Below are 26,494 nucleotides of genomic sequence, written 5' to 3'. Positions count from 1 at the left end.
GTCATGCCACCCGATCTCGATATGGCCTTCGCCGCCCTCGGTGACCCCGTGCGCCGGGCCCTGGTCACCAGGCTCGCGCACGGGGACGCGACGGTGGGGGAGCTCGCCGGGCCGTTCGACCTGACCCCGCAGGCGATCTCCCACCACGTCGGCGTCCTGCGGCGATGCGGTCTCGTCGAGCAGCGCCGCGAAGGGACCCGCCGCCCCTGCCGGCTCCGTGCCGATCAGCTCGCCCTGATCGGCACGTGGGTCGACGAGCAGCGCCGCGCCTGGGACGACCGCCTCGACGCCCTCGGCAAGCACCTCACCGAGCCCGGCGCCGGCTTCCCGCTGGCGGCTGAGCCCGAGCCCGGCGCCGGCTTCCCCCTGGAGGCCGAGTCCGAGGAGGCGCCGTGAGCGGGGCCGCGGAGCTGCGCGGCGACGAGCTGATCGCCGAGCGGCACTACGCCGCCGACCCCGGACGGGTCTGGGCCGCCTTCACCTCGCCGGTGAGCATCGCGAGCTTCTGGGGCGGCGCGCACGCCACGGTTCCCCCGGGATCCGTGACCCTCGATCTTCGCCCCGGCGGTGAGTTCGCCCTCGACACCCGCGCGCCGGACGGCGCCACCCGTCGGCTCACGTTCGTCTACGTGAGCGTCACCGCGCCGCACGAGCTGGTGTTCGACGAGCCCGTCACCGGTCTGCGGACCACCGTCACGGTCCGGAGCTCCGGTGACGGCACCCATCTGACGGTGCACCAGCGCCGGCTTCCCCCCGAGCTCCGCACGGCCCGGGCGGCCACCGGGCTCGGCTCGATCCTCGACGCCCTCGGCATCTACCTGCAGCTCGACAGGAGCACACCATGACCGCACCGACGCAGCGCGAACTCGTCGACCAGTACTTCGCCGGCTTCCGGGCGAGTGACCACCCTCGCATCCTCGCGACGCTGACCGATGACGTGGAATGGGTCATCCATGGCCACCGGACCACGCGAGGTAAGGCGGACTTCGACGGCGAGATCGAGAACCCGGCCTTCACCGGCAGCCCCGACCTCGACGTCCAGCGTGTCTACGAGGACGGCCCCGTCGTCGTCACGACGGGCGAGGGCCGGGGTGTCACCGTCGAGCACGGCCCGTTCCGGTTCGGCTTCAACGACCTCTTCACGTTCCGCGACGGCCTCATCGCGCGGGTCGACTCCTATGTGGTCCCGCTCGCCTGAGACCACGCTCAGGGCTGTAGCTTCGCGAGCCCTTCCTTCACCTTGGCGGCGATGGTGGTGATGGTCTGCAGCTCCGCCGCGGTGAGATGGTCGAAGAACGCGGCGCGGACGTCGGCGACGTGCCTCGGGGCGGCGGCGGTGATGAGGTCGGTGCCGCGGCGGGAGATGGTGACGTCCGCGCCTCGCTGGTCGGCGAGCGAGCGTTCGCGGATCACCAGGCCGCGGTTCTCCATCCGCCCGAGGTGCTGCGAGAGGCGGCTCTTCTCCCAGCGCAGCAGCTCGCCGAGCCTGAACGAGCGGAGCCGGCCCCCGGGTGCCTCGGACAGATGGACCAGGACCTCGTAATCGGCTTTGGAGAGCCCGTCGCGGTTACGCATCTGCCGGTCGAGGAACTCTGCCAGGTCGTCCTGCATCGTCATCACGGCGCGCCAGGCTCGCTGTTCCTCGTCGTCCAGCCACGGCACCTCTGTCATGGGCGTCACTCTACCTTTGGTTGACGTGTGAACCAGTGGCGTCGTACGTTTGGTTCACACGTTAACCAAGTGCTGTCGTGAGGAACCGGACATGGATCGCTCGCTCGACCTTCTGGACGCCAAGGCAAAGGACCTGCTGTTCACCGGGGCGCGGACCGCGAACACCTTCGCGGACACGCCGGTGACCGACGCGGAGCTGTCGGACATCTGGGAGCTGGCCAAATGGGCGCCGACGTCGGCCAACTCCCAGCCCCTGCGCGTGCTCTACGTCCGGCCGGGCGAGGGCCGCGACCGGCTGCTCAAGCACATGAGCGAAGGCAACCGGGCCAAGACGGCGGCTGCTCCCGCGGTGGCTGTTCTCGCCATGGACACCCGGTTCCACGAGCACATCCCGACGGTGCTGCCGTTCCGGCCGGAGCTGAAGGACGTCTTCGCCGCGGACGACGCGAAACGCACCGGGACCGCCATCTTCAACGCCACCCTGCAGGCCGGCTACTTCATTCTCGCCGTCCGCGCCCACGGCCTGGCCGCCGGGCCGATGGCGGGATTCGACCCGGCGGGCGTCGACGCCGAGTTCTTCCCCGACGGGCGCTACCGATCGATCCTGGTCGTCAACATCGGCCACCCCGGTGAGAATCCCTGGTTCGGCAGGCTGCCGCGCCTGGAGCACGACGACGTGGTGCAGTGGGTCTGAGCGGCTGTCCGGCGACACCACGACGCACCCGGATCGTCGTGGCCGGCCTCTACTGGGGAATGTCCCAGGCTGACGCCTTCAGCGTGACCGTCCCGTCCTGCGCTGTCGCGGTCACGGCAAGGATGACCATCTTCCAGGTGATGCCGGTGGCCTGGGCGTCGTTCGGCGAGGTCTTGACGCAGTAGACCGAGCCGCGGCGGATCGGCTCGTCCGCGGTGCCCAGGGGGCTCGTACGGATCTGCTCGGCGCATTCGATCGGGGTCACGGCCTCGGAGGGGACGGCGCTCGCGGTCACGTCGTTGCGGAGGCTGAACTGTGCGGTGCCTACACCGCACGGATTGTTGTAGATCAGTTCAGCCACGTTCGATTCCGTCTGCACCCGGGGCTCGTCGAGATCGATGTAGACGGAACTGTTGCAGCTGGGCGGGATACGCAGTGTCTGGCCGGTGTACCGGGTCTTGTATTGCGTCTGGGCGTCGAGGCTCGGCACCGTCGCGGCCGGTTCTGCGGTGGGATCGTCCGAAGCTACGGACGTCGGTGGATCGGTGGTTGTAGTGGCAACGGTCGGGTCGGCGGCCACCTGCGGGGGAGTCTCGGCTGCCCGGGCGGACGCGAGGGCATTCACCTGAGCGAGGGCGTCGTCAGCCCTGCCCAGTGCGCGCCAGGAGAAGAAAGCGGTGAAGGCGAAAAGGATCAAAGCGATCACGGAAATGATCGACATGGTTTTGCGGACGGTAATCTTTGGACTCACCGGCCGCACCTTAGTACGCCGGAATTGGCTCGCGTGTGTCGTGAATGTGTCAGACGATCTGAATTCCGATCATGAATTGATGCGGAATGATGTACCCCCGCCAATGTGGCGGTATTGAACCTCGGGTGGCACATCGTGAGCACCACTTCCACCCCGGAGGCCCGCAATGTCCCCGAGCCGCGTGGCTGGCGCGGCTGGGACACGGGAGTCCGGGCGACCGTGCTGGGCACCGTCGCGGGCATCCTCAGCCTTCTCGTGGCATTCGTGGCCTGGCAGTGGCCGAAGTCCCCGCCGGGCCCCGGGCCCGCCGACGCAGTCACCGCCGACGCCGGGTCCGCCGACGCCGGGTCCGCGCCGTCCGCGGCTCATGGGACGGCCCCCCGACCGGGGACGTCCAGCGTGCCACAAAGCCCGAGCGGGCCGACGCCGGCTGCGAGCGGGGAATATCTGTTCGACTTCACCGCGGAATCCGGCGCCGCGTTCCTCGTCGCGGTGCCGCGACCGGTGCGGGGCAGGGATGGCTGGACCGACCGGCCCATCGCGATCAGCTGCCCGTCGAACGAGACCGGCGACCAGGAGCACAGCATCACCTATCCGGTGAGGGGCCGCTATACGGAGTTCCGGGCCGATGTCCGGCCGTACTATCCGCCGGACGCCGATCAACGGTCGGCCACCTACGTGACCGCTCTCACAGGGACGCTGCAGCGGGACGGTGACCTGGTCACCGCCGAGGTCGGCAAGCAGCAGCAGGCCACCGCCGCCCGGGCACAGCAGTTGACCGCGACGATCGACGACGCCGAGAAGCTCACGCTCCGGGTGCAGTGCAGCGACCCCAACGGCACAATCGTCATCACCGGCGCCGTTCTCACACCCGCCGACTGAACCCGTCACGCAGACCGGCCGATCTCGTCCCGTAAGGCTGCGTCTCTCGTCCCGAAGGCTGGCCGCAAGGGCGGGGAGGGGGCGAACTACGATTCCGGGCATGGACGACCTGGCGCCCCGGCTCGCCGCGCTGACGTTCACCGGGCTCACCCAGGAGCAGGTGACCGCCCTGATCATCGATACGGTCGGTGAGTGGGGTGAGGCGCACGGGTGGCGGGTCTACCGGCGGGCGGCGAGTGTGGTGACGTTGCCGCCGCCGATGGAGCGGCAGCATTCGGTGCTGGATGTCGCGCTGGCGCGGGAGGACGGGCCGCCGATCGTGGTCGAGGTCGACCATACGCATCGGCAGCGGACCGTCGACAAGCTGCTCGCCGAGGCGGAGGAGGGGCGGCTGCCGTTCTGGATCCGGTGGGGGACGGGACGGTTCGTCGAGCCGCCGCCGCCGATTCACCTCATCACGCTGCCCGTGACGCGTCAGCAGGGCCGTTACACCCGCAGCCTGCTCGCGGCGCCCGAGCATTCCGCCGCGCCCGCGACCGGCGAGGCCGCCGAGCTGCCGATGCCGGAATAGCGAGCCGGTCGTTGTGCCTGGTGTGAAGATCATCAGGGCGGCGCTGACCGGAATCCTCGCGACGAGCCTGCTGGCCGGGCCCGCACAGGCGGACTGGACCCATGACGGCGGCAGCCCGTACGCGAACTTCTACAACCCTTACGAGCAGCCGCCCCGCTTCACCGGGATGAGCCTGAGCTGGTCAGTGCAGCTGGCGCCCGACAACGAGGTCTGCACCCAGTTCGGCGCGCCCGTCGTGCATGCGGGCCGGATGTTCGTGCGGACCGGGCACAGCGTCGACTCGTACGACGGGGGCACCGGGAAGAAACTGTGGAGCTGGCGGCTCGGGCACTGGGGGCCGCGGGCGGTCGACCGGGAGCGGGCCGGGGCGATGGTGGTCGCCGGCGGGATGCTGCTGACGCTCACCACGACCTGCCGCAAGGCCGGGAGTTCACCGTCGTACCTGACCGCGGTGAACGAGCTGACCGGCGCGCGCAGGTGGCGGGTACGGCTCCCCGTGTCGACGTTCGAGCTGGTCGCCGATCGGGGGATCGCCCTGGTCAGCGGGTGGGCGGCGAAGCAGAGCAACGTCACCGCGTACCGGATCAGTGATGGCACGAAGCTGTGGCGGCGCACCGACGGCTGGACCCGCTCGGTGGCAGCCCTCGGGACGATCCTGGTGACGCGGCGTGACGGGCGGGGTGCGTATGCGCTGGCCATGACGACAGGCAGGATCCTGTGGCGTACGGCGAAGAAGTGGTCGGTGCTCGCTGGGAGCCCGTCCGTGTTCTACGCCCGGGCAGGCGACCGGATCGTGCGGGTGCGGTCCGGCACCGGCAAGGCGTACGCGGGCAGCGGCTTCCCCGCAGGACCGTTCACGATCAGCGGGAACCAGCTCTTCGTCTCCCGCAGCGGCAAGGTCGAGGTCCGCGAGGTCACCGGGCAGCTGGTCAAGGTCTACCACGGGTTACCGGCGGCCGCGCAGCAGCCCGTCTACGCGCGCGACCAGCTCTACGTCGGCACGACGTTCGTGGACCCGGACACCGGCAATCGGCGGCTCGACGTCCCGGTCGTCGGGCGGCCCCGGACCCATCCGGTCGTCACGGACGGCCGCATCTACTACGTCGAGGACGACTGGGTGCTGCGCTCCTATCTGGTGGGCTGACGTCTATCCGGTGGGGGTATGCCCGAACACCGCGCGGAGGCCGTCGGCGAACGTGTTTCGCCAGTTCACGTAGTCGTGCTCGCCCGGGTATTCCGCGTACGTGACCGGGTAGCCCTTCGCCCGCAGCGCGTCACGCATCCGCCGGTTGACCGTCACCTGGTCGGGCACGCCGGGCAGGAAGATCTGCCGCTCCCGGTCGCCGATGTCGAGATAGAACCGCACGCCGGCGCGGGGGCGGCGGGCGACCTCGCGGGTCAGCCACTCCGGGTCGCCGTCGGCGGGCGCCGGCCACCAGAAGCTGCCCGAATGGCTGATCACCGCGCCGAACACCTCCGGTGCCCGCAGCGCCAGCGCCGCGGCGGCGAGACCACCGAGCGACATCCCGGCCAGGGCAACATCCTGCGGGTACGGGCTGATCCCGTGCACCCGGCGCGCCCACGGCATCAGCTCGCGGATCATGAACCGGGTCGTCTTTTCCGATGACGGCGCCAGGTCCTCGAGCCGGGTCTCGTCGGTGCCGTCCACGAAGATGGCCACGAGCGGCGGTATCTCCCCGGCGGCGATCAGGTTGTCGATGGTCACCGGCATCGCCATCATCGTGCGCGCGAGATAACCGTCGAAGACGACCACCGCGGGCAGCCCGGTGCGCCGCTCGCCGGCGGGCCGGTAGACCGCGACCCGATGGCCGCCGTCCAGCTCCGCCCGCTCGACCGTCCCAGCAGGAACTCCCGGCCGCGGCAGGCACCAGGTCTGGGGCGCGGCCCGTGGCAGGGTCAGCACCGACACCCAGCCGTCACGGTCGGTGGGATCGCCGGGGTCGCCGGGGAACAGCATCCGGTCGGGGTTCAGCGGGTCGACGTGGGTGGGACCGGAGCCGCTGTCGTCTGGCGGGGTGCGATGCTCCTCGACCGCTATGTGCGAGTAGTAGTAGATGGTGCGCATCGTCGCCGGCAACCGGAACGTGCGATGCCAGATGTCCGTGCCGGGCGCTCGCTCCATCGGCTCCTGCGAACCCCACCCGACCGAGGTGCGCTCCGCCTCGCCGCGCCACACGAAGCTGACCTCGACCAGGCCCCGCGCATCCACCGGCGAGACCACCGGCCCACCGCCCGCGACCGCCCGTTGCCAGAGATCCGCTGCCAGCATGCAGCACAGGATCTCACGGATTCACCCTCTCGGGTGACCCTTGAGGTGGCGTCCCATCGCCCGGGAGATCTCCCGCTCGGCGTCCCGCTTGGCGAGCGTCTGGCGTTTGTCGTACTCCTTCTTGCCCCGCGCCAGCGCCAGCTCGACCTTCGCCCAGCCGTCGTTGAAATACAGGGACAAGGGCACCAGGGCGATACCGTTCTCATTGAGCTTGTCGAGGATGCGCGCGATCTCGACCTTGTGCAGCAACAATTTACGGGTACGCCGGGGAGCGTGATTCGTCCACGAACCGAACCCGTACTCCGCGATGTGCAGGTTGTAGAGAAGCAGCTCGCCCTCGTGCTCCGCGGCAAAGGCGTCCACGATCGACACATACCCGGCCCGCAACGACTTCACCTCGGTGCCCGCCAGCACCAGCCCCGCCTCGAACGTCCGCAGCACCTCGTACTCGTGCCGCGCCTTCTTGTTCGACGCAATGGCCTTACGCCCGGTCTCCTTCGCCACTCCCGCCCCCTCCCACCACCGTACCGTCATGCTGATCCGCTGAGCCTAGCGATCAGCTCCGTCGGTCGCGGAGCTCTATTGCCGGTCGGTGGTCGGAATACCGGATGCCGGCGCATGATTGGATGCGCGCATGACATTGCAGTGCGGCCGTGGGTGGGCGGGGGAGTGAGCCCGGCCCGGCGGGTGTTCGCGGCCGCGCTGGCGGTGGGTGGCACGGTTCTGCTCATCGAGCGGACAGTGCCCGGTGCCGAGCTGAGCCGGACCGCAGCGCGCTGGTGGCCGCTTGCTCTGATCTGTCTGGGCATCGCAGGTGGCATCAGACTGCTCCCCGCTGCGAACACGCTGATCGGGCCGGTCGCGTTGCTCTCGGTGGGGACTATGGCGCTGGTGTTCACGCTCAACCCTCTACCGCAATGGGCGCGACCTCTTCTGTTGCCGTTGGCGCTGCTTGCCGCCGGGATGGGCTTGCTCATGATCGGCAAGGCGGCGCCGGTAGTGCGGACCGGCCCTGCCGCGATCGTTCGCCGGGAGACTCTGGTGGGTTTCACTCGGCCGGTCAACTGGGACCCGGGAGTCCAGCCGCTGCTGGTGCTGCGGACCCTGATCGGCGGGTACCGAGTGAAGGTGCTCGCCACCCCCACGGCGGATCAGGCTCGGGTGGACATTCGCGGGGCGCTCTCGGGTATCGACGTCGAAGTTCCCCGTGGGGTCGCCGTCCAGGTCGATGCGCGTGGCCCAGGTCTGAGCCAAGACGTCATTGTTGCTGCCACGGCGGCGTCGGCGCCTACTTTACGCATCGTTGTGCTGTCCGCGTACAGTTCGCTCCGGGTCAGGAACGTGGTCTAGGGCGCCTGCCGGATCTCAGATTTTTGAAGATGACCAAAATGTCGCTGTCGGCGGGTGCATAGCGCACGGATGCTGTCGTGTCGCCCGTCCAGAGGTCACGCAACGTCTCGTTGATCAGGCGTTCCGCGGCGGTGTCAGCGGGCATGTCGACCCGCATCTCCTGGAGCAGCCGGAGCCGGTATACATCGATCGCGGCAGTCACCGCGATGCCGAAACTGTCGGCAGCGGCCAACGCGGACCGGTAGGACGCGGCGGCGGCGAGCGCTGAACCAGCGGGGAGTGCGTACCAGAGCGGGTGACCGGCCAAGAGCACGGCCGAAACGAGCGCACTGAGGATGAAGGTCAGGCAGAGGCGGCTCGCAGTATCGAGCTGATTGCGGGCCTTGCCCACGTACGCGAGGACGGGTTCGGGCAGCACGTAGTAGAGCCGTGGCCACAGCTCGGTGGACTCCAAGCCGTACGCCCGACCGGCTTTCTCCTCGAAGGACCGGAGCCGATTGCCGAGTGCCGTCGGCAGTAGTTCGCCCTGCGGCATCAGGGCGAGCTGCAGTTGCAGGTCCTCGGTCGGCATGCCCTGCACAAGGGCGGCGTCGAGGAGGAACTCGACTCTGTCCCTGCGTTGCCGCTGAATCCAGCGGCCGAACTCGGCGGCACGGCCCAGGGGACCCCGGGCCGACCAGTAGCCTTCGAGCAACCGGATCGAGGCCAGTTCCAGCGGCTCCAGCAGCAACGCGGTCACGGTGACCAGCGCCATTGCCCCTACAGCACCGACCCAGCCGTAACGCCGCCCGTGCTCCACGAGGTTGTCCCAGCCGGGTGCTTCCCCAGGTGCTCCGGCCAGCAGCAGAGCCCCGGTGAGAACGGCAAAGAACGTGGCCGGCAGGGCGTTGACCAGTTTGAAGCGGGTGGGCAGGTCAGCGAGGACATCGGTACTCACTCAGAGGTCCTGTCTGTGGGTAGAGCAGCGAAAGTCCTCGCGGGTGTGCAGGTCGCGGCTGTAGACGACGTCAACCGACTTGCGCTGGCAGGACGGCGAGCCGAAACATCGAACCGACAGGCGCGTTCCGCTGCGGACCTTGCGTGATTCGCCGGGATGGAGTCGGCAGCCGGTCATGGCGTCGACGCGATAGACGAAGTCGCGCCAGCGACAACCGGGATGATGGCATCGGGCGAGCGAGGAGCCACCGATGCCGGGCAGCCGGCCGTCGGAGAACGCGGTCAGGAAGCCGAGCAGCCGCATGGGGGTGGTGCGCATCACCGCTCCTCCCGTGCCACTGCCGCCCGGGCGACGGTACGCCGGCGAACGAGGGGACTATGTCGGATCCGCGACAGCTTTACGCGTACTGAAATTCTCGAGGCGCTTGAGGGCCGCGGAGGTCCCGGACGGTGACCGAACCGGTGCGGTGGCCTTTTTCGCAGTCGGGGCCGTGCAGGTCGATCGTGGCCAGGTCGGTGGTGATGGCAGCGCCCGGGGCGAAGTAGGTCGTGTCCAGGGTGAACGCGAACCGGGCGCCCGCGCCGGGCGGGGCGGGGAACTCCTCGGCGGGGCCGGTCGGATGCAGGCCCGCGAGGTGCTGGCGGTAGGCCTGGCCGTCCTGCCAGATCTCGACCAGGACCGCGGTGCTGAGCGCCGCGGCCGCCGCGAACCAGAGACGGTCCGGTGTGATCAGCGAGTCGAAGTAGCCGCTCTTCCCGGGCTGCGCGCGCAGGTTGTCCGTGACCGTGAAGGCCAGGTCACCGGTGATCTCGGCGACGGCGTCCGCGGAGTGCACCGGCGCCACGGCGGTCGGCGGATGATCGACGGAGCCGAGCACGTCCGCGAGGACCTGGGTGGGCAGCAGCGGATTATCCTGGGCGAACCGGAAATACATCCCCGGCCGTTTCCGCACCGAGGCGTCCAAGGTCAGCACCTGGATCATGGACGCGTCGTACTCGGTCACCGCCCCAGTTTAGGCCACCCGGAGAGGTCCACCATGATCTTCATTACCGCCAAATTCCTGATCAAGCCGGAGTACGCCAACCAGTGGCCCGAGATCTCCGGCCCCTTCACCCGCGCCACCCGCGCCGAACCGGGCTGCCTCTGGTTCGACTGGTCCCGCTGCCTCGACGACCCGAACGAATACGTCCTCGTCGAGGCCTTCCGCGACGGCGACGCGGGCGGGGCACACGTCGGCTCGGCCCACTTCGAGCAGGCCCGGCGGGACCTCCCGCCCCACCTGCAGGCCACGCCCCGCATCATCAGCCAGTCGATCGACCAGGACGACTGGTCCTTGCTCGGCGAGATGACCGTCAACTGACGCCCACCGGCGTCACTCCATGAACTCGGCGACCGAGACGACCTCGCTGAAGTCGCCCGCTGCCACCGCGGCCCGCTTGACCATGAAGCGCGCGAGGGTCGCCGACTCGACCGGCTCCTCGGAGCCGAGCTGAGCCAGCGGCACCCACTCGCGCTCCGCCTGCTGCCGCAACTCGTCCAGGTCGCCACCCGTCACCTGCTGCTGGTGCTCGGCGATGACGTCGGTGGGCTCGGTCTGCGGGGTGAGCGTGAAGCCACCGAGCCGGATGTCGCGGTCGCCGTACCAGCCCCGCCAGAACTCTCCCGCCAGCCGCTCCAGCTTTTCGTGGTTCGGGACCCGCTCGGCGAACTCGGCACTGGGCTCGCCGCTCGACCAGCTCGGCGGATCAATGCTGATCGTCGCCCGCAGCTCCACGATCGGAAACGCCTCGCCGTCCCGCTCCTCCACCGGTGTGCCGCCGGGCACGTAGATCAGGCGGGCGGCTTCCTGCTCGCGCCCGAACCCGTCACCCGTACCCTCATAGTCCTCAAAGTTGATCATGGTGTCATCGAAGTTGACGAAGAACAGGAAGTAGCCGTCTGCGGGTAGCTGGAGGTCGAGGTGCTCACTGCGCGGCAGGGCGGCACAGTCGACCAGTCCGTGGAACGGCAGCGGGCCGGACGGGCCGACGGGCCAGGGCATGTCCGGCGGCAGCAGGGGGAGGCCACCCTTGCGACCCGCCACGGGGCCGTCGATCGGCGGTGGGCCTTCCGGGACCACGGGCAGGACGACATAGAAACGTGCGTACTCCAGCCAGTTGTCCAGCTCTTGGCCGGTGATGTCGTGCACGGCCAGGCTGGCGCGAAACTCTTCGATGCGACTGTTCAGCATGGACATACGATGGCAAACGCTCGCCAACGGGCTACGCGTAACCCTGATCGCCCGCGTTCACGGTCAGTTGACGAGCGTGAAGTTGGGCCTTCCCACGCCGACTGGCGCCAGCTGACCGGTCAGCGTTGCTGGGCGAGGTAGGTGCGTAACCCGGGCAGCCACAGCTCTATTTCCCGGTCCACGAGGTCTGCGGCATCGCTGGGGGTGCCTTCGATGCGGTGCAGGTGCGGCTTGTTCAATGTTCGCCCGGGGAGGGTCAGGTGGTCCCATGCGTGGTGGAACGGGAAGGACCAGTGGGCGAGCCGGCCGTGGGCCTGGCCGTTGATGACCAGTTCGGATCGAGGGGACCATCGTCGGTGGCCGTGGGTGACGGTCATTTCCAGGAGGAAGCTGTCGGGGTGGGTCCAGCGGGGGTCGGTCACCACGATCGCTGAGCCGGATTGCATCAGGAGCGGTTGGGTGGTGGCTTCGGTCAGGGCCGCTCGGGTCTGGTCGTCGGCGACGGTGATGTGTTGCAGCAGGTCGGCTGCCTCGGGGGCGGAGATGTCGCCGTAGACGCCGAAGAAGGACGCGGCCATTCCCTCTGCCAGGGCTTCGTGGAGATCCGGGTGCTCTGCGGCGGTCAGGAAGAGCTGCCGCTTGATCGGCCATGTCAGAGGGCCCGCGGCGCGCAGGAGTCCGCCCCAGTTGCCGGTCGGGATCTGGGGCAGGAGGGCGGCGAAGAAGCCGGGTGCCGCTTTGCGGTCCTCGAAGTAGTCGATGGCCAGGCCGTACGTGGCCGAGTCGGTGACCGGCCGGGGGCCGTGGACGAGCATGGCGGCGTACTGGCGCACGATCCAGTCGCGGAGCCGGCCGTCTGCGTTGTGCCAGGCGAAGCTCAGATACATCAGCGCGGAGTACGACGGGTGGCTCTGATGGAACAGGACCAGTACGGCCGCGGTCTCGGGTGACGCGTCGTTGAGGTACACGTCGTGGCCGTCGGGCTCGGCGGTTCCTTCGGCGATGGCGTCCTCGACGGCGCTGTGCAACTCCCGGTCGACGGTCGGGCGATCGATGCCGAGCGTTGTCAGCTCCCGGTCCCAGGCGGCACTGCCGATCGGCGGTATCGGAGGCATTTAGTCAGGCAGGTAGACGTATTGGTCGTGATCAACTGATGCGTTGAGCCGCGCCAGACGCTTGACGGTTTCGGCTGTGTACGTGATGGCGGCGATGGAGACATGGATGCTCCCGTCCTCGGTGCAGAACGTTCGAACCTTGGGCAGTCCGTACTGCCAGCTGCTGAAACGCCGTGGTTCCGGTCGACTGGGGTGTCGATCACCGCGCTGCCACGAGTCCGTCGGCTGTAGTCCCACCATGAGAGTGACGTCGCCCGGGTCGAACGCCATCAGCTCCAACTCGTTGGCGTTGTACGGCGGGCCGTCGGCGCCGACACTCCGTGCGAAATACAGATAGGCCCGTTGGGTGCAGCCGGCGAAGAGGCTGGTGGGGTGTTCGACGTTCGGCATCCGGCCAGACGATAGAGCAAGTCATGCATCCGCGTCCCGCCGATTTCGCCTGCGGTTCCTGCGGCGGCCTGGCCTTTGGCGGGGGTTCGGACGGCTAGTACGACGTGGGCGCCCTGGGTGGCGAGGGCGCGGGCTGCTGCTCGGCCGATGCCGCTGGTGGCGCCGGTGATGATGGCGGTCCGGCCGGTGAGGGAGGCGGGGAGAACGTTGGCATGAGCGACGATGTATGCGATGACAACAATGGTGGCAGCGGCAACATTGGACTAGGGTGGTCGGGTGCCTGCTTATCACCATGGGAATCTTCGGACGACGTTGCTGGATGCCGCTGAGCGCAGGTTGCGGGAGGATGGGGCGGAGCAGCTGTCGTTGCGGGAGCTGGCTCGGGAGGCCGGGGTCAGTCATGCCGCGCCGCGGCGGCATTTTGCGGATCGGCAGGCGTTGCTGGATGCGCTGGTCGAGGCCGGGTTCGCGCGGCTGGATGCGACGTTGCGGGTGGCGCTGAACGTTGCCGGGACGGAGTTCGTGCCGCGGCTGCATGCGATCGCCGCGGCGTACCTGAAGTTTGCGACCGATGATGCCGCGTTGCTGGAGCTGATGTTCGCCGGGAAGCATCGCGAGGGTGCCGAGCGGATCGCCGTGGCCGCCTCCGCGCCGTTCGGGCTGATGGATGCCCTGATCGTGCAGGGGCAGGAGCAGGGGGTGCTCGCCGCCGGGGACTCGCAGCGGGTGGGGGTCGTGCTGCTGGCGACGCTGCACGGGATCGCGTCGCTGATCAACGGTAGTCTGCTCGTGCCGGAGCTGCTCGACGGGCTCCTCGAGACCGCCGTTGACCAGTTCATCCGCGGGGCGAGGCCGTGACGGCGTATCACCTTCCGTCGTTTGCGGAGCTGTCGGGCGTACCCGGCGGAGATCTCGTTCGTGATCTTGCCCGGTGGGAGCCGGAGCGGCGCACCTGGCCGGCGTTGTTCGAGGCCTTCACGGATCTTGTGAAGGACGGCGGGGGAGGGACGCCTTTCGGGGCGGCGGCGCCCGCGTGGGTGGGGCGGCTGGTCCGGGAGCGGGTCCGGGTGCTGGCCACCTCCACGATCGGGAGCGACACGTTCACCGAGATCCGCACGCTGGAACGCCTCGGCCTGGTCACGCTCGAGCCCGACGACGACTATGTGCTGGCGATGGTCTCCGGTCTCGGTGACCGCTGGGGTGATCAGCGGCGGCGGGGCCTGCTGCGCGACGACCCGGAGCTGGTCGAGCGGGCGTTGTGGCGCGTCTTCGAGGTCGAGGGCGGCGGTGAGGTGAGCCTCGCGGCGCTGGACAAGTACGTCGCGGTGGGAGCGGGGTGGCGCCTGGCGTTCGCCGACCTGATCGAGGACGGCGTGCTGGACCGGGCGCGGGTGCTGCGGAGCTGTCTGCTGGCGCTGGGGCGGGGCTTCAGCGCGTTCCGGGCCGGGTGGTTCTCGGCGACGTACGAGAGCTTGTCACCCACTGTGGACGAGCTGGCCGCGGATCAGGCGCTGCTGCTCGACCTGTTGCGGAGTCAGGTGACCGCCACGGTCGGGATGGCGGTGCGCTGTCTGGCCACGCTGGACAAGGCTGGGCGGCTCGATGACGCGGAGTTCGTGGTGGCGTGTGTGCCCGCGTTGGGCGTACCGGTCAAGAAGACCGCTCTCGGAGTCTTGCGGCTTCTTGCCGCTGTGGCGAAACGGCATCCGGGGGAGGTTGCGGAGGCCGCTGGTTGGGGTCTCGCGCATGCCCACGGTGACGTGCAGCTCAAGGCCCTGGAGTTGCTGCGGTCGCTGGACGCCAGGGACGTTGTGGCCGGTCGGCTGGAAGCCCTGGAGCCGTCAGTGCAGCGCGTGGCGGCGGAGTGGCTCGGTGCGGCGATCCCTGCGGCGATCCCTGCGGCGGGCGGGGAGGTGGCGGCGTACCAGGAGCCTGCCCGGGAGCTGGTGGCTATGACGGCTGACGACTTCACGGAACGCGCCGCGGCGTTGATGGAGGATGCCCGGGACCCGGTCGAGGTCGAGCTGTTTCTCGCGGCCATTTCCGAAATGTCAGACCTGTTGCGTCCGATTGTCAAGCGGGCGTCGACGGTGGCGCGCGGAGATCAGAGCAGCTGGGAACTGCGCGGGCATCTCGCGTCGCTGGTCCTGACCGCCGGTGGGATCGAGCATCCGCGGTACGGCATGCCGGCCCAGGCGCTGCTGCACGCCCGGTTGGAGCAGGGCCCGACCGTGGCCACGCCGACCGACGCCGCGGGCTGGATCGCGCCGATGGCGCTGGTGCGGCGGCTGCGGGACCGGACCCCCGGCCACCACGACCTGGTCGCCGCGCTGCTGCGGATCGCCCCCGAGGGACGCGACGAGGCCCTGCGAGCGGCGGGGGATCTTCCGGGCGAGATGGGCCAGGTCGTCCGGTACGCCCTGGGCGGCCCGCCGGCCCCGATCGGCACGGACGCCTGGTGGGTGGCCGCCGCCCGGGCCCGTGCACCGTACGCGGACGACCCGCACCTGATCGCCGCCGGTCTCGACGGCCCGGGGCAGGGCCGGGCGGCGACGTACGAGCTGGCCCTGCGCCCCGACCGCTACGAGTTCGGCGTGCACTGGCGCGCGAGCCTGACCACCGACCCGCCGTGGAAGCACCGGCTCACCCCCGGCGACCAGCCCACAGTGGTCCGGCCCTGGAGCGACGGGGCACCCGACGATTCCTGGACCGGCGGCCCCGACTGGGTCGCCTGGGCCGCGCTGACCTGGCCGCACGACGCCGAGCCGTTCTTCGCCCGCGGCGTGCGTTCCACGCTCGACGCGATCGGGACCGAGGTCGAGCACAACACCGTCGCGGTCCTCGACGCCCTGCTGACCCACCCCGGCCGCCTGGGCCCGATGGCGGCGGCGACCCTGGCGTCGGGTCTGTCCTGCGGCGACCCGGTCGGCAGGACCCGGGCCGTCGACGTCCTCGTCGCGGGCCGGATCACGAACGAGCAGCTGGCGGCGGCGATGGCCCAGCTGAGCGGGCCGTGCAAACCCACCCGCTGGGCGACGTCGCTGCGTGACGCCGCGATCGCGGGTCAGGACACTGCCCCCAAGGTGGTGGAGGTGCTCACGCTGCTGCTGCCACGCCTGGACAATGGGTACGCCGGCCTGCATGCGCTGGTCACGGTACTGCACGAGGAATCGTTGCGGCTGCACGTCCGCCCCGCCGACGACCCGGCCCTGCACGCGTGGCTCGGAACCCTGCGCGGCTCCGGCAAGGCTGCCCGCACCGCGAAGGCCATGCTGGCGTGATCACAGCGTCCGTCCGCTCAGGAGCGCCACCAGGGAACCGCTGTCCGCGCGGGTGACGCGGCCGTCTCCCCAGGTCCAGGTGATGTCGGTGGCTTCGAGGCGGGTGTCGGTCAGGTCGACGCCGAACAGCGTGCCGTTGGCGGCGGTGAGCTGGTCGAGGACGGCGGTGACGGCTTCGGCCGGGGCGACCGGTGGCCGGCCGAGGGCGATCGTCACGTCCAGGGAGTGGATGACGGCGTGGCTGAGGGCGCCGGCCGCGCCCCCGCCCGGCGGCTGCCAGGCGTGCAGGTCCGGTGACCGGAGCTGGGCGAGGAGATCGGCGGCGGGCAGCGAGCCGTCGCGGACGGCCACGGTGTCGGAGAGGACGGTGAAGTCGCCGCGGGCTGCTGCCATCTTCGCTCCGAACAGCGCCGGAGTCAGCCGCACCGGCATCGTCACATGCGCGACGACGTGGCGTACGAGCCACTTCTCGCACAGCGACGGCCTGTCCCAGACGTCGTCGGCGGTGAGCAGTTCGGCGAGGCCCTGGTAGGTCTCCGCGACCCACTGCCGGGTGACGAGGTGTTGTTCGAGCTTGTCGAGCGAGGTGAGGAACCCGGCGCGGGCTTCGGGCGTACGCATCGCTTCGGGCACGTGGCGTTGCTGGATCACGAGCTCGGTGGTGCCGTCGCCGAGGTCGGCCAGGGTGCTCGTGGTGTGCATCCCGGACGCCGGCTCGATCCAGGCGAGCGTGGAAGGGGCGACGACCTCGGTGAAGGTCGCGACCATGCGGTGGGTGCCGTGCTCGCCGATCATCAGCGTCTCGAAGCGGCCGCCGGGACGCAGCTCGACGACGATGCCGTCGACCGGCGTGTGCATGCCGGCCGGGCCCCAGAAGTGCGCGAGCTCGGCGGGCTCGGTGAGGCACCGCCACACCAGGTCGCGGGGTGCGCGCAGGATCCTCCTGGAGATGATCACTGGTCTGCCTCCTGCTGCAGGTCGGCGAGGCGGGTCTCCAGCCGGTCGACGCGCTCCGACCAGGTGCGCCGGCTCTCCTCGATCCATGAGAGCGCGGCGTCGAGCGCTGCGGGCTCGAGCCGGCACGGCCGGGTCTGGCGGTGCCGGCCCTGGCTGATCAGCCCGGACCGCTCGAGCACCCGGATGTGCTGGGAGACGGCCTGCATGCTCATGGCGTACGGCTCGGCGAGCTCTTTGACCGTCGCCTCGCCCGTGCTCAGTCGCGCCACGATGTCCCGCCGGGTGCTGTCGCTGAGCGCGGTGAACACCGCGTCGAGCTGCTGCTTCTGCATGACGCTTACTCAACCATCCGCTTTATCAAGCGTCAACTAGAAGAACGGATCCCGCGGAGTCGCGGCCCCGGATGGTGCGTCACGACAGGGTGATGCCGCGGATCGAGGCGTCGAGGACGGTGGCGGTGTGGGCGACGTCGATGGGGGTGCCGAGTTTGCGGGCGGCGGCGGCGATCTGCATCAGGCAGCCCGGGTTGGCGGTGACCAGCAGTGACGCGCCGGTGTCCAGGACCGTGCGGGCCTTGCGTTCGCCGAGGGCGGCGGCCGGTTCGGGGTTGAGGATGTTCCAGACGCCGGCCGAGCCGCAGCAGATGTCCGGGTCGGCGATCTCGCGGACGTCCAGGGACGGGATGGCGTCGAGCAGGGCGCGGGGCTGCGCGCGGATTCCCTGGGCATGCGCGAGGTGGCAGGCGTCGTGGTAGGCGATCGTCATCGGCAGCGGGTGGCGTTTCGCGACCGGGCCGAGCGCGACCAGGATTTCCGACAGGTCGCGCACCTTCTCGGCGAACAGCGTCGCGCGGGGATCCCACGGCAGCAGCTCGCCGTACTCCTTCATGGATGATCCGCAGCCGGCGGCGTTGACCACCACGTAGTCGACCGCGGCCCGGGCGAAGGCGTCGATCGTCCGGCGGGCGAATTCCTGGGCCTCCGCCCTGCGGCCGTTGTGCACGCTCAGCGCGCCGCAGCAGCCCTGCGACGGTGGCACGATGACATCGCAGCCCTCGGCGGCCAGGACGCGGATCGTGGCGGCGTTGACCTCGGGGAAGAACGCGCTCTGCACGCAGCCGGTCAGGACGCCGACGGTTGCCCGTCGCCTGCCGCGGGCAGGGATCAGCCTGGGCGGGCGCGGCACGCTGCGCAGCGTCGGGGCGAGGGCATCGAGGGTGGCCAGGGTGGGCGGGAGCACTCGCGCCACGACCTTGCGAAGACCGGTCTTCTGGTACGCCCGGAGCGGCCCCCGCAACAGCCGCAACCGCCGTGGGTACGGGAACAGAGCGAAGATCGCCGCCCGCCGTGCCCGCTCGGCGAGGCTCCGCGTGGCCTGCCGCTCGACCTGCGCCCGGGTGTCCTCGATCAGCAGGTTGTAGCGCACGCCGGACGGGCACGCCGTCACGCACGCCATGCAGCCGAGGCACTGGTCGACATGCTTGACCAGGGAATCGGTCATCGGTTCGCCGTCGAGTCCCTGTTTCATGAGGTGGATCCGCCCGCGTGGCGAGTCCGCCTCCTCGCCCCACAGCACGTACGTCGGGCAGGTCGTGAGGCAGAAGCCGCAGTGCACGCAGTCGTCGACGAGCTCGCGCCGCGGGGGCCGGTCGTCGTCGAACGCGCCATCCATCAGAAAGCCCCGCTCATCAGATGCCTCCTGCGAATCGGCCGGGTGCGAAGCGGTGGTCCGGGTCGAACTGGTCCTTGACCCGGCGCATCAGCTCGATCCCGGGGACCGGTCCCCACATGTCGAGCTCGTCGCGCACGGACGGGGGAGCGGTCAGCACGACGGCGTACTCGGCTGCCGCCCGAAGTGCGGCGAGTCGCGCGGGGATGTCACCGGTCAGGTGGGTGTGGAGGACACCGGTGGCTGCTGAGCCGCGTACGCCGGAAGGCAGCTCGGCCACCCGGGAGAGCGCGACGCCCACCTTGACCCCGACCCCGTCCGCGGGCCAGGGGTATGTCCCGAACCAGGCCGGCGGCTCGCCGGAGACCGTGCCCCCGAGCAGTTTCTCGAGCCGCGCCGCCCGGTCGTGGACGCCCTCGGCGGTGCCCTCGATCAGGACGGCGACCGTGATGGGACCGTCGGCGGGTGCGTCGATCTCCACGGCTGACGGCACCACCTGCTCGGCCCGGATCGCGGCCAGCTGCGCGGCGAGGTCCCGGGCGGGCACGGTGGCGGTGACGAAGGCCCGCGCGGCGGGGACGGGGTGCAGGCGGAACACGCATTCGGTGATCAGGCCGAGAGTGCCGTACGAGCCGGTGTAGAGCTTGCCCAGGTCGTACCCGGCGACGTTCTTCACGACCTTGCCCCCCGAGCGGGTGATCGTGGCGTCGGGCCGGATCACCGTGATCCCGATCAGCAGGTCCCGAGCCGTCCCGTAGAGCAGGCGCCGTGGCCCGCTGGTGTTCACCGCGACCGTGCCGCCGACCGTGGCACCGGGCAGCGGCGAGTCCAGGGCGAGCTGCTGCGTTCCGAAGTCCAGGGAGTCGAGGGGCGTCCCGGCCCGGACGACGGTGATCAGGTCTCCGGCGGCGTGCTCGACGACTCCGGTCAGCCGGGTCGTGTCGACGATGAGGTCGGCGCTGCGCGGTGGGTTGCCCCAATCGATCTTCGTTCCGGCGCCACGGATGGCCACGGTCAGACCTGACGCCGCCGCCTCACGGAGGACCGCGGCGGCCTCCTCGGTCGTGGCCGGCGCCGCGACGAACCGTGCGCGTACCCCTGCGATCTCGTCGTCGGTGGCCCGCAGGGACATCAGAAGATCTCCGCTCCGGCCGGCGGTTCGCTCGCGCTGTGCCTGCGGGGGACCTCGCCGCAGAGCCGGGGCGTGGGGAAGATCTTGCCGGGGTTGGCGAGCCCGAGCGGGTCGAACGCGCAGCGCAGCAGCTGCATCGTCTGCAGGTCGTCGTCGGTGAACATCCGCGGCATGTACTTCGCCTTGTCCGCGCCGACGCCGTGCTCCCCGGTGATCGACCCGCCGTACTCGATGCACAGGTCGATGATCGCCCCCGACGCCTCCTCGGCGTGCAGGTCCGCGCCCGGCACCGCGGCGTCGAACAGGACCAGCGGGTGCAGGTTGCCGTCACCGGCATGAAAGACATTGGCTACGCGTACGCCGTGCACGGCCGCGATCTCGTCGATGCGCCGCAACACCTCGGGCAGTGCCGTCCGCGGGATCACGCCGTCCTGCACGATGTAGTCCGGGCTGATCCGCCCGACCGCCGCGAACGCCGACTTGCGGCCCTTCCAGAACAGCGCCCGCTCAGCCGGGGTCTGCGCGATCCGCAGCTCGGTCGCGCCGTTCGCCTCGCACAGCGCCGTCACCTGGGCGAACTGGGCGGCGACCTCGGCGGCCGGGCCGTCCAGCTCCACGATCAGCACCGCGCCCGCACCCGGCGGGTAGCCGCACGCCACGGCGGCCTCTGCGGCCTCGATGGCGAGTGCGTCCATCATCTCGACGGCGGCCGGCACCACCCCGGCGGCGATGATCGCGGAGGTCGCGGCGCCGGCCTGCTGCGGGCTCCCGAAACCCGCCAGCAGCGTACGCACGGACTCCGGCAGCCGGGTCAGCCGTACCGTGACCTCGGTCGCGACGCCCAGCGTGCCCTCTGCGCCGACGAACGCGCCGAGCAGGTCGTACCCCGGAGAATCCGGCGCCCGCCCGCCCAGCTCGACCACCTCGCCGTCCGGGGTGACCACCCGCGCGCCGAGCACATGATTGGTCGTGAAGCCGTACTTCAGGCAGTGCGCGCCACCGGAGTTCTCCGCGACGTTGCCCCCGATCGAGCAGATCTGCTGGCTCGACGGATCCGGCGCGTAGTAGTAGCCGTGCGCGGCCGAGGCCTTGCTGACGTCCAGGTTGATCACGCCGGGCTGCACGACCGCACGCTCGTCCGCGGGGGAGACCTCGACGATCTCGCGCATCTTCGCGGTCACGATCAGCACCCCGTCGGCGCGGGGGAGGGCGCCACCCGAGAGGCCGGTCCCGCTTCCACGGGCCACGAACGGCACGCGGGCCTCACAACAGGCCTGGACCGTACGCACACAGTCCGCCGTGTCGCGCGCGAGCACCACCAGGCCCGGGGTGACCTTGTAGTGGGCGAGGCCGTCGCACTCGTACGTGCGCAGCTCCTGCCGGTCGTCGATCACCCGGTCTGCGCCCAGGTCGGCGCGCAACGCGGTGGCCAGCGACTTCAGTGTCGTCACCGGCTCAACGTAACCCGGCGGTCGCTCTGCGTCGAGCTTTGGCCGAAACATAAAGTTCATCCACGGTCGTCTATCCTCCCGTAAGGTCGCGGGCAGCCCGGGGAGATCCTCCGGACTGTCCACAGGAGGCTTGCGTGCGTATACGCAGACGGTCCGCCGTCGCCGGATTCCTCGCCGCTACCACTCTCATCGCCACCGCGCCGCTCGGCGCCCAGGCCGCTCCCGTCTCTCCCGTTTCGGGTGATCCGCTCTCCGGGGAATATGAGTTCGTCGACAACCGGGGTCCCGCTGCCGCTCCCCGGTCGTCCCTCGTTGCTGATGACAACGTCGTCACGCGGTGGAACAAGCTGGGTATGCCCGCTTCGCTCACCCCGGTGCGGTCCTCGCTGGCCAAGGGCCTCAAGGGGGACGCGGAGGCGGTCGCTCGCGCGTACCTCTCCTCCGCTCTCTCTGTTGACGATCTTGATTTGGTGGCGTCCACGCCGATCGGCGCCGGCTCGGTCGTGCTGCTGCGCCAGAAGTACGGCAACCTGCCCGCCGCGCACGACGGCCTGGTCGCCGTCGCGGTCAAGGGCGGCGAGGTCCTTCGGGTCACGTCCTCGCTCAGCCCGCGCACCGACGCACCCGCCGCCAGCACGCTCGGCGCCGACGCCGCCGTGCAGACCGCGCTCGCCGACGCGAAGATCGACCGCGCCGACGTCTCCGACCAGCGTGTCCGGCTCGTCGCCGTGCCCATGCCGGGCGCCGCACCCCGCGCCGCGTACGAGGTCGTCGCGCTCAACAACGACACCGAGCACCCCCTCGGCTACACCACGTACGTCGACGCGATCGACGGCAAGGTGCTGCTGCGCGAGAACCTCGTCAACTTCGCCGAGGACGACCCGCACTGGAAGGTCTTCCCGGCCACGCCCACCGCGGCCGGCACCGACACCCGCCAGACCTGGTGCGCCGTCGCCGCCACCGGCTGCTCGCGGCAGGTCCTCGACCCGGCCACCGGCAAGCCCTGGGACGTCGACGCCACCACCGGGCTGCCGACGTTCACGACCACCGGCAACTCCGCGGAATCCGTACGCCTCTGGGGCGACGGCTCCCCGGCCACGCCCGCGACGGCAAAAACCGACCGCGAGTACGTCTACCCGTTCACGAACCAGTGGAACACCAGCAAGTGCGACCCCGCATCACTGGCCTCGCCGCAGCAGGCCGACGTCGACGCGGCGACCGCGAACCTGTTCGCGATGCACAACCGCATGCACGACTGGTCCTACGAACTGGGCTTCACCGAGGCCACGTGGAACCTGCAGAAGACCAACACGCTGCCGTACGGCAAGGGCGGCGACGCCGAGCGCGGCAACGCCCAGCAGGGTGCGGCCACCGCGACCACCCGCAACAACGCCAACCAGTCGACCGGCCCGGACGGCGTCCAGCCGGTGACCAACATGTACATGTGGCAGCCGTTCGCGGGCGCGGCCTACCCGCCGTGCGTCGACGGTGACTTCGACATGACGGTCATCGGTCACGAGTACACCCACGCCATCAGCAACCGCATGATCGCCGGCCCGGACAGCAACATCGGCTCCACCCAGGGTGGCGCCATGGGTGAGAGCTGGTCCGACCTGGTCGCCATGGAATACCTGTTCGAGAGCGGCTACACCCCGCGCGGCAACACGCCGTACGTCACCGGCGCGTACGTCACCGGCGACCTCGCCACAGGTATCCGCAACTACGACATGAGCACGAGCCCGCTCAACTACTCCGACTACGGCTACGACCGCGGCTCGGCGGTGCACTCCGACGGCGAGATCTGGAGCGCGACGAACTTCGACCTCCGCCGCGCGTTCGTCACGAGGTACGGCTCCGGCACCCGGGCCCAGCAGGAAGCCTGCGCGGCGGGCACCACGCCGGTCACCGAGTGCCCCGGCAACCGCCGCTGGGCCCAGCTCACCTTCGACTCGTTCCTGCTCGCCGCCACCGGCTCGATCAGCATGCTCGACATGCGCGACAACATGCTGACCGCCGACGCCCTGCGCTTTGACGGCGCCGACCAGGACATCATGTGGAACGCGTTCGCGGCCCGCGGCATGGGCGCCGGAGCCTCCAGCGGCGTCAGTGACATCGACCCGGTGCCCAGCTTCGCCAGCCCGTACGCGGAGAACTCCGAGATCACGTTCCGCGCGCTCGGCGAGGCAGCCGGCAAACCGGTCCGGCTCTACATCGGTGACTACGACTTCGGCGCCACCCCGATCGCGGACACCGACCCGGCGACCGCCCTCCCGGAAACCGTCACGCTCGCCCCCGGCACCTACAAGTTCCTCGCCATCGGCGCGGGCTTCGGCCACAAGCGCTTCACCCAGACCATCTACCCCGGCGTCACCACCCAGGTCGGCGCGGTCCTGCCCGCCAACCTGGCCTCGGCCACGGCAGGTGCCACCATCACCGGCGACGGCGCCACCACGGTGTCCCGCCTCATCGACGACGCCGAGGGAACGGCCTGGACCGCCTCCGGCGGAGCTCCCGGCCGCCAGGTCACCGTCGACCTGCCCGGCACCACGGCCAAACTCGTCTCCCGGGTGCAGGTCAGCGCCTTCCCCGGCGCGGGCGCCACCACTTCGGCCATGTACTCCACGGTCCGCCAGTTCGAGATCCTCACCTGCAACGCCGCCACGGGCGCCGACTGCGCCTCCGACGCGGGCTACAAGGTCGCCTACACCAGCGCGGCCAACGCCTTCGACACCGCCCAGTTCCGCCCGAAGGTCCCGAGCCTGATCCTCAAGTCCTTCCCGGTGCGCCCGGGTCTGGCCACCCACGTCAAACTCCGCATCGTTTCCAACCAGTGCATCGGCAACCCGCTCTACGCCGGCGATCAGGAGAACGACCCCCGCAGCAACTCCGACTGCGCAACAGGTTCCGCCGCCGCCACCAACGCGATCGCCTCCGAGTTCCAGGTCTTCAGCAGCTGATCCGCACGCTCGTCCGCGGGGCGCGCGGACTCGCCTTGTCCGCGCGCCCCGTTCTTTCCCGTGCTGCGGCGTGCAGCGCCTTGCGCCCCCGCCGGCCGTCATAGAATCAGACCCATGACCGTCACCGCGGAGATCGCGCGAAGCAAGCAGGTAAGCCTCACCACCTACCGCAAGGACGGCACCCCGGTCTCCACACCGGTCTGGCAGGTGACCGAGGGCGACACCATGACCATCGTCTCGGAGGCCGAGGCCTGGAAGGTCAAACGCATCCGCAACAACCCCGGCGTCGAGGTCACCGCCTGCGACATCCGCGGCCGGATCACGCCGGGCGCCCAGCCCCTGCCCGGCACGGCCCGCCTCCTCGACGACGCGGAAACCCGGACCGCCCGCGACCTCCTGGCCCGCCGCTACGTGACCTCGCGCCTCGGCAACTGGTTCAGCCGGGTTCTCCACCTCAAGCGCAACCCCCTCATCGGCATCGCCATCACCTTCTGACCTTCCCTGACCTTCCCGCCGGACCCCGTGCCACGGGCGCGTGGTTAGGGCAGAATCGGGCCATGAGATCGAAGTGGTCCATCCGCTCGGAGAACTCCGTACTCAGCATCGGCTCGAAGAATTCCGTCCTGTCCATCGGCTCGGTGGGGTCGGCGCTGTCGATCGGCTCGGTGGGGTCGTTCGCGTCGATCTTGTCGGTCGGGTCCACGCTGTGCGTGGGCTCGCTGCTGTCCGCTGCCTCCCTGGTGTCGGTGATGTCCTGGCGTTCCCGCCGCGCGGTGATGTCCGCCGGCCGCAACGGGAAAAACTCCTGCGAGTGCTCCCACTAGCACGGCTGACCTGACCACCGCCGAGGTTCCGGATCGCACACCGGGCCACTTCACACCGGGCCCCTTCACGCTGGGCCACTTCACACTGGGCTGACGTGGTGTGGGCAAGGATGTCGGACCATGTCGATCTTGCGATGTCTGGTGGCCGGCGTTGTCCTGCTGACGGCGGGGTGCGCGGCGCAGACTGCCGGGCCGAGGCCGGTGGCCTCGGAATCCGGCGTACCCGGTGTGGTTGCTTCACCCGTGGGCCCCGGGCCGGCCGTTTCCCTCGCGCCCGCCGCGAAGGGGAAGGGGTGGAGTCAGGCGGACATCCCGGTCTTCCCGCCGGCTCCCGTGCCCGAGCGGGTCGTCGGGCCGGGGGAGCCCGGTGAGGTGATCTATCTGAAGCAGGTGCCCACGCAGCAGAAGGTCGCGTTCATCACGATCGACGACGGCTACGTGAAGCACAAGGAGGCGGCGGGACTGCTCGCGGCCGCGCACGTACCGGTGACGCTCTTCCTCACGACCGACGCCGTGAAGGAGGACCCGGACTACTTCCGGCCGCTGATCGACGCCGGGGCCGTGGTGGAGGCGCACACCATCAGCCACCCCGAGCTGCGGGGCAAGTCCTATGCGTTCCAGAAGCATCAGATCTGCGGCTCGGCGGACCAGCTCGGCAAGTGGTACACGCGCCGGCCCGTGCTCTTCCGGCCGCCCTTCGGGGACAAGGACGAGACGACGCTGCGGGCGGCGCACGACTGCGGGATGACGGCCGCGTTCATGTGGAAGGAGACCGTGAACAAGGGCAAGGTGCGCTATCAGGAGGGGCACCGCGTGCAGCCCGGGGACATCATCCTGATGCATTTCCGGACGTCGTTCGTCGAGGACTTCCTCGCTGCCCTGCGCGCCATCCGCAAGGCCGGGCTGACCCCGGCGCTCCTGGAGGACTACGTCGCCGGCTGAGGTATCGGGGATGCCGTGGGGGATCCAGGAGATCGCGCCGCGGCATCCGCCCGATACCGGCGCGGGCGCGCGGGACGGTCTACGGGATGGGCCTCCGCATGGAGTACGTGACCCCGTGCAGCCGGTGCGGTTCGTTGACCACATGTATCGCGGCGCGGTCGTACGCCTGCCAGCCCGCCGCTCCCGCGCGGTTGAGATGACGCAGGTCGTCGAAACGCTCGTCGGTTCCCCAGCGCAACACCCCGCCGGGGTGGTTGAAGGTGGCGGTCCAGTCCATGTACCGGTCGGAGCCGAACGTGCCGGCCGCGCGGTATTCGAGGCGTGCGTATTCCCAGTTGGTCACAGTCATGATTATCGCTGTATCGGGCTGACCCTTCCACTGAGCCTCGCCGGGCACATGC

Annotated in this window: 30 protein-coding genes and 2 pseudogenes; 15 read left to right on the top strand and 17 right to left on the bottom strand. The window is 70.0% G+C overall.

Features of this window, described 5'->3' with window-relative positions; translation table 11 throughout:
* The first annotated feature begins 3 nt into the window (after positions 1–3).
* The 3 genes from Aco04nite_RS11660 to Aco04nite_RS11650 are packed head-to-tail and all read left to right on the top strand — an operon-like array spanning position 4 to position 1,198.
* On the top strand, positions 4–396 hold the full coding sequence (locus Aco04nite_RS11660; RefSeq protein WP_212997204.1) for an ArsR/SmtB family transcription factor: 393 nt from the start codon (positions 4–6) through the stop codon (positions 394–396).
* Complete coding sequence (locus tag Aco04nite_RS11655) at positions 393–845, top strand: SRPBCC family protein (protein ID WP_212997203.1); 453 nt, start codon at positions 393–395, stop codon at positions 843–845. The genes Aco04nite_RS11660 and Aco04nite_RS11655 overlap by 4 nt, the downstream gene beginning before the upstream one ends.
* The gene (locus Aco04nite_RS11650; protein ID WP_212997202.1) at positions 842–1,198 is read left to right on the top strand and encodes a nuclear transport factor 2 family protein; all 357 of its coding nucleotides are present in this window, start codon (positions 842–844) and stop codon (positions 1,196–1,198) included. Before Aco04nite_RS11655 ends, Aco04nite_RS11650 begins: the two co-directional genes overlap by 4 nt.
* Before the next feature lie 8 nt (positions 1,199–1,206).
* Here the strand turns inward: Aco04nite_RS11650 and Aco04nite_RS11645 are convergent, their stop codons facing one another.
* Positions 1,207–1,671 carry a MarR family winged helix-turn-helix transcriptional regulator gene (locus Aco04nite_RS11645; protein ID WP_212997201.1) on the bottom strand — a complete coding sequence of 155 codons (465 nt, stop codon included), beginning with the start codon at positions 1,669–1,671 and terminating at the stop codon, positions 1,207–1,209.
* A 91-nt stretch (positions 1,672–1,762) separates the two neighbouring features.
* Here Aco04nite_RS11645 and Aco04nite_RS11640 point away from each other — a divergent pair, with 91 nt between their 5' ends.
* Positions 1,763–2,365 (top strand): malonic semialdehyde reductase, encoded by a 603-nt coding sequence (locus Aco04nite_RS11640; protein ID WP_212997200.1) that lies wholly within the window; start codon positions 1,763–1,765, stop codon positions 2,363–2,365.
* A gap of 49 nt (positions 2,366–2,414) precedes the next feature.
* Here the strand turns inward: Aco04nite_RS11640 and Aco04nite_RS11635 are convergent, their stop codons facing one another.
* Positions 2,415–3,116 carry a hypothetical protein gene (locus Aco04nite_RS11635; protein WP_212997199.1) on the bottom strand — a complete coding sequence of 234 codons (702 nt, stop codon included), beginning with the start codon at positions 3,114–3,116 and terminating at the stop codon, positions 2,415–2,417.
* A 135-nt stretch (positions 3,117–3,251) separates the two neighbouring features.
* Here Aco04nite_RS11635 and Aco04nite_RS11630 point away from each other — a divergent pair, with 135 nt between their 5' ends.
* The 3 genes from Aco04nite_RS11630 (at position 3,252) to Aco04nite_RS11620 (ending at position 5,713) form a co-directional block, all read left to right on the top strand.
* The gene (locus Aco04nite_RS11630) at positions 3,252–3,998 is read left to right on the top strand and encodes a hypothetical protein (protein WP_212997198.1); all 747 of its coding nucleotides are present in this window, start codon (positions 3,252–3,254) and stop codon (positions 3,996–3,998) included.
* A gap of 100 nt (positions 3,999–4,098) precedes the next feature.
* Positions 4,099–4,569 (top strand): hypothetical protein, encoded by a 471-nt coding sequence (locus Aco04nite_RS11625; protein WP_212997197.1) that lies wholly within the window; start codon positions 4,099–4,101, stop codon positions 4,567–4,569.
* A gap of 22 nt (positions 4,570–4,591) precedes the next feature.
* Complete coding sequence (locus Aco04nite_RS11620) at positions 4,592–5,713, top strand: outer membrane protein assembly factor BamB family protein (RefSeq protein WP_212997196.1); 1,122 nt, start codon at positions 4,592–4,594, stop codon at positions 5,711–5,713.
* A gap of 3 nt (positions 5,714–5,716) precedes the next feature.
* Here Aco04nite_RS11620 and Aco04nite_RS11615 read toward each other — a convergent pair whose 3' ends face one another.
* Both Aco04nite_RS11615 and smpB read right to left on the bottom strand, forming a co-directional pair.
* Complete coding sequence (locus tag Aco04nite_RS11615; protein ID WP_212997195.1) at positions 5,717–6,859, bottom strand: alpha/beta hydrolase-fold protein; 1,143 nt, start codon at positions 6,857–6,859, stop codon at positions 5,717–5,719.
* Between the two features lie 21 nt (positions 6,860–6,880).
* A complete protein-coding gene (gene smpB, locus Aco04nite_RS11610) occupies positions 6,881–7,363 on the bottom strand; it encodes an SsrA-binding protein SmpB (protein ID WP_212997289.1) in 483 nt (160 codons plus the stop codon).
* Between the two features lie 165 nt (positions 7,364–7,528).
* Between smpB and Aco04nite_RS11605 the strand changes: the two genes are divergently transcribed.
* Positions 7,529–8,209, top strand: a complete 681-nt coding sequence (locus Aco04nite_RS11605; RefSeq protein ID WP_212997194.1) for a hypothetical protein — start codon at positions 7,529–7,531, stop codon at positions 8,207–8,209.
* Here Aco04nite_RS11605 and Aco04nite_RS11600 read toward each other — a convergent pair.
* The 3 genes from Aco04nite_RS11600 to Aco04nite_RS11590 form a co-directional block, all read right to left on the bottom strand.
* Positions 8,193–9,146 (bottom strand): hypothetical protein, encoded by a 954-nt coding sequence (locus Aco04nite_RS11600; RefSeq protein WP_212997193.1) that lies wholly within the window; start codon positions 9,144–9,146, stop codon positions 8,193–8,195. The two genes, Aco04nite_RS11605 and Aco04nite_RS11600, sit on opposite strands and share 17 nt — an antisense overlap.
* Positions 9,147–9,464 carry a hypothetical protein gene (locus tag Aco04nite_RS11595; RefSeq protein ID WP_212997192.1) on the bottom strand — a complete coding sequence of 106 codons (318 nt, stop codon included), beginning with the start codon at positions 9,462–9,464 and terminating at the stop codon, positions 9,147–9,149.
* 79 nt (positions 9,465–9,543) lie between these two features.
* Positions 9,544–10,149: a DNA topoisomerase IV subunit B family protein gene (locus tag Aco04nite_RS11590; RefSeq protein ID WP_212997191.1), complete on the bottom strand. Its 606-nt coding sequence runs from the start codon at positions 10,147–10,149 to the stop codon at positions 9,544–9,546.
* Positions 10,150–10,182: 33 nt separating this feature from the next.
* Here Aco04nite_RS11590 and Aco04nite_RS11585 point away from each other — a divergent pair, with 33 nt between their 5' ends.
* On the top strand, positions 10,183–10,506 hold the full coding sequence (locus Aco04nite_RS11585; RefSeq protein WP_212997190.1) for a putative quinol monooxygenase: 324 nt from the start codon (positions 10,183–10,185) through the stop codon (positions 10,504–10,506).
* 12 nt (positions 10,507–10,518) lie between these two features.
* Here Aco04nite_RS11585 and Aco04nite_RS11580 read toward each other — a convergent pair whose 3' ends face one another.
* From Aco04nite_RS11580 to Aco04nite_RS50225, 4 genes and pseudogenes are all read right to left on the bottom strand, one after another.
* Positions 10,519–11,376 (bottom strand): DUF1963 domain-containing protein, encoded by an 858-nt coding sequence (locus tag Aco04nite_RS11580; RefSeq protein WP_212997189.1) that lies wholly within the window; start codon positions 11,374–11,376, stop codon positions 10,519–10,521.
* Positions 11,377–11,495: 119 nt separating this feature from the next.
* Positions 11,496–12,491 carry a hypothetical protein gene (locus Aco04nite_RS11575; RefSeq protein ID WP_212997188.1) on the bottom strand — a complete coding sequence of 332 codons (996 nt, stop codon included), beginning with the start codon at positions 12,489–12,491 and terminating at the stop codon, positions 11,496–11,498.
* Entirely contained in the window at positions 12,492–12,881 is a 390-nt protein-coding gene (locus Aco04nite_RS48760; RefSeq protein WP_244875895.1) for a DUF4279 domain-containing protein, read from the bottom strand.
* A gap of 95 nt (positions 12,882–12,976) precedes the next feature.
* A pseudogene (locus Aco04nite_RS50225) lies at positions 12,977–13,030 on the bottom strand (hypothetical protein); the annotation flags it as partial.
* 127 nt (positions 13,031–13,157) lie between these two features.
* On the opposite strand from Aco04nite_RS50225, the gene Aco04nite_RS11565 reads away from it, so the two are divergent.
* Positions 13,158–13,739 carry a TetR/AcrR family transcriptional regulator gene (locus Aco04nite_RS11565; RefSeq protein WP_212997187.1) on the top strand — a complete coding sequence of 194 codons (582 nt, stop codon included), beginning with the start codon at positions 13,158–13,160 and terminating at the stop codon, positions 13,737–13,739.
* Positions 13,736–16,162 carry a DUF6493 family protein gene (locus tag Aco04nite_RS11560; protein WP_212997186.1) on the top strand — a complete coding sequence of 809 codons (2,427 nt, stop codon included), beginning with the start codon at positions 13,736–13,738 and terminating at the stop codon, positions 16,160–16,162. The genes Aco04nite_RS11565 and Aco04nite_RS11560 overlap by 4 nt, the downstream gene beginning before the upstream one ends.
* Here Aco04nite_RS11560 and Aco04nite_RS11555 read toward each other — a convergent pair whose 3' ends face one another.
* The 5 genes from Aco04nite_RS11555 to Aco04nite_RS11535 all read right to left on the bottom strand — a co-directional run bounded on the left by Aco04nite_RS11555 (position 16,163) and on the right by Aco04nite_RS11535 (position 21,370).
* On the bottom strand, positions 16,163–17,119 hold the full coding sequence (locus Aco04nite_RS11555; RefSeq protein ID WP_212997185.1) for a maleylpyruvate isomerase family mycothiol-dependent enzyme: 957 nt from the start codon (positions 17,117–17,119) through the stop codon (positions 16,163–16,165).
* Complete coding sequence (locus Aco04nite_RS11550) at positions 17,116–17,451, bottom strand: ArsR/SmtB family transcription factor (RefSeq protein ID WP_203835194.1); 336 nt, start codon at positions 17,449–17,451, stop codon at positions 17,116–17,118. Before Aco04nite_RS11550 ends, Aco04nite_RS11555 begins: the two co-directional genes overlap by 4 nt.
* Positions 17,452–17,530: 79 nt before the next feature.
* On the bottom strand, positions 17,531–18,790 hold the full coding sequence (locus Aco04nite_RS11545; RefSeq protein ID WP_212997184.1) for a (Fe-S)-binding protein: 1,260 nt from the start codon (positions 18,788–18,790) through the stop codon (positions 17,531–17,533).
* 16 nt (positions 18,791–18,806) lie between these two features.
* The gene (locus tag Aco04nite_RS11540) at positions 18,807–19,919 is read right to left on the bottom strand and encodes an FAD-binding oxidoreductase (protein WP_212997183.1); all 1,113 of its coding nucleotides are present in this window, start codon (positions 19,917–19,919) and stop codon (positions 18,807–18,809) included.
* The gene (locus Aco04nite_RS11535) at positions 19,919–21,370 is read right to left on the bottom strand and encodes an FAD-linked oxidase C-terminal domain-containing protein (protein ID WP_212997182.1); all 1,452 of its coding nucleotides are present in this window, start codon (positions 21,368–21,370) and stop codon (positions 19,919–19,921) included. The genes Aco04nite_RS11540 and Aco04nite_RS11535 overlap by 1 nt, the downstream gene beginning before the upstream one ends.
* Before the next feature lie 134 nt (positions 21,371–21,504).
* Here Aco04nite_RS11535 and Aco04nite_RS11530 point away from each other — a divergent pair, with 134 nt between their 5' ends.
* The 4 genes and pseudogenes from Aco04nite_RS11530 (at position 21,505) to Aco04nite_RS11515 (ending at position 26,093) form a co-directional block, all read left to right on the top strand.
* Positions 21,505–24,327, top strand: a complete 2,823-nt coding sequence (locus tag Aco04nite_RS11530; RefSeq protein WP_212997181.1) for a M36 family metallopeptidase — start codon at positions 21,505–21,507, stop codon at positions 24,325–24,327.
* 114 nt (positions 24,328–24,441) lie between these two features.
* Complete coding sequence (locus Aco04nite_RS11525) at positions 24,442–24,822, top strand: PPOX class F420-dependent oxidoreductase (protein WP_212997180.1); 381 nt, start codon at positions 24,442–24,444, stop codon at positions 24,820–24,822.
* 62 nt (positions 24,823–24,884) lie between these two features.
* A pseudogene (locus Aco04nite_RS11520) lies at positions 24,885–25,109 on the top strand (hypothetical protein); the annotation flags it as partial.
* A gap of 162 nt (positions 25,110–25,271) precedes the next feature.
* Positions 25,272–26,093: a polysaccharide deacetylase family protein gene (locus Aco04nite_RS11515; RefSeq protein WP_212997178.1), complete on the top strand. Its 822-nt coding sequence runs from the start codon at positions 25,272–25,274 to the stop codon at positions 26,091–26,093.
* A gap of 79 nt (positions 26,094–26,172) precedes the next feature.
* Here Aco04nite_RS11515 and Aco04nite_RS11510 read toward each other — a convergent pair whose 3' ends face one another.
* Positions 26,173–26,442: a hypothetical protein gene (locus Aco04nite_RS11510; protein ID WP_239158659.1), complete on the bottom strand. Its 270-nt coding sequence runs from the start codon at positions 26,440–26,442 to the stop codon at positions 26,173–26,175.
* Between the last annotated feature and the right edge of the window lie 52 nt (positions 26,443–26,494).

It is taken from the genome of Winogradskya consettensis, assembly GCF_018332715.1.
In the GTDB taxonomy this organism is placed as follows: domain Bacteria; phylum Actinomycetota; class Actinomycetes; order Mycobacteriales; family Micromonosporaceae; genus Actinoplanes; species Actinoplanes consettensis.
Note: the sequence above shows the minus strand (reverse complement) of the source record. Positions and strands in the feature narration are given on the sequence as shown.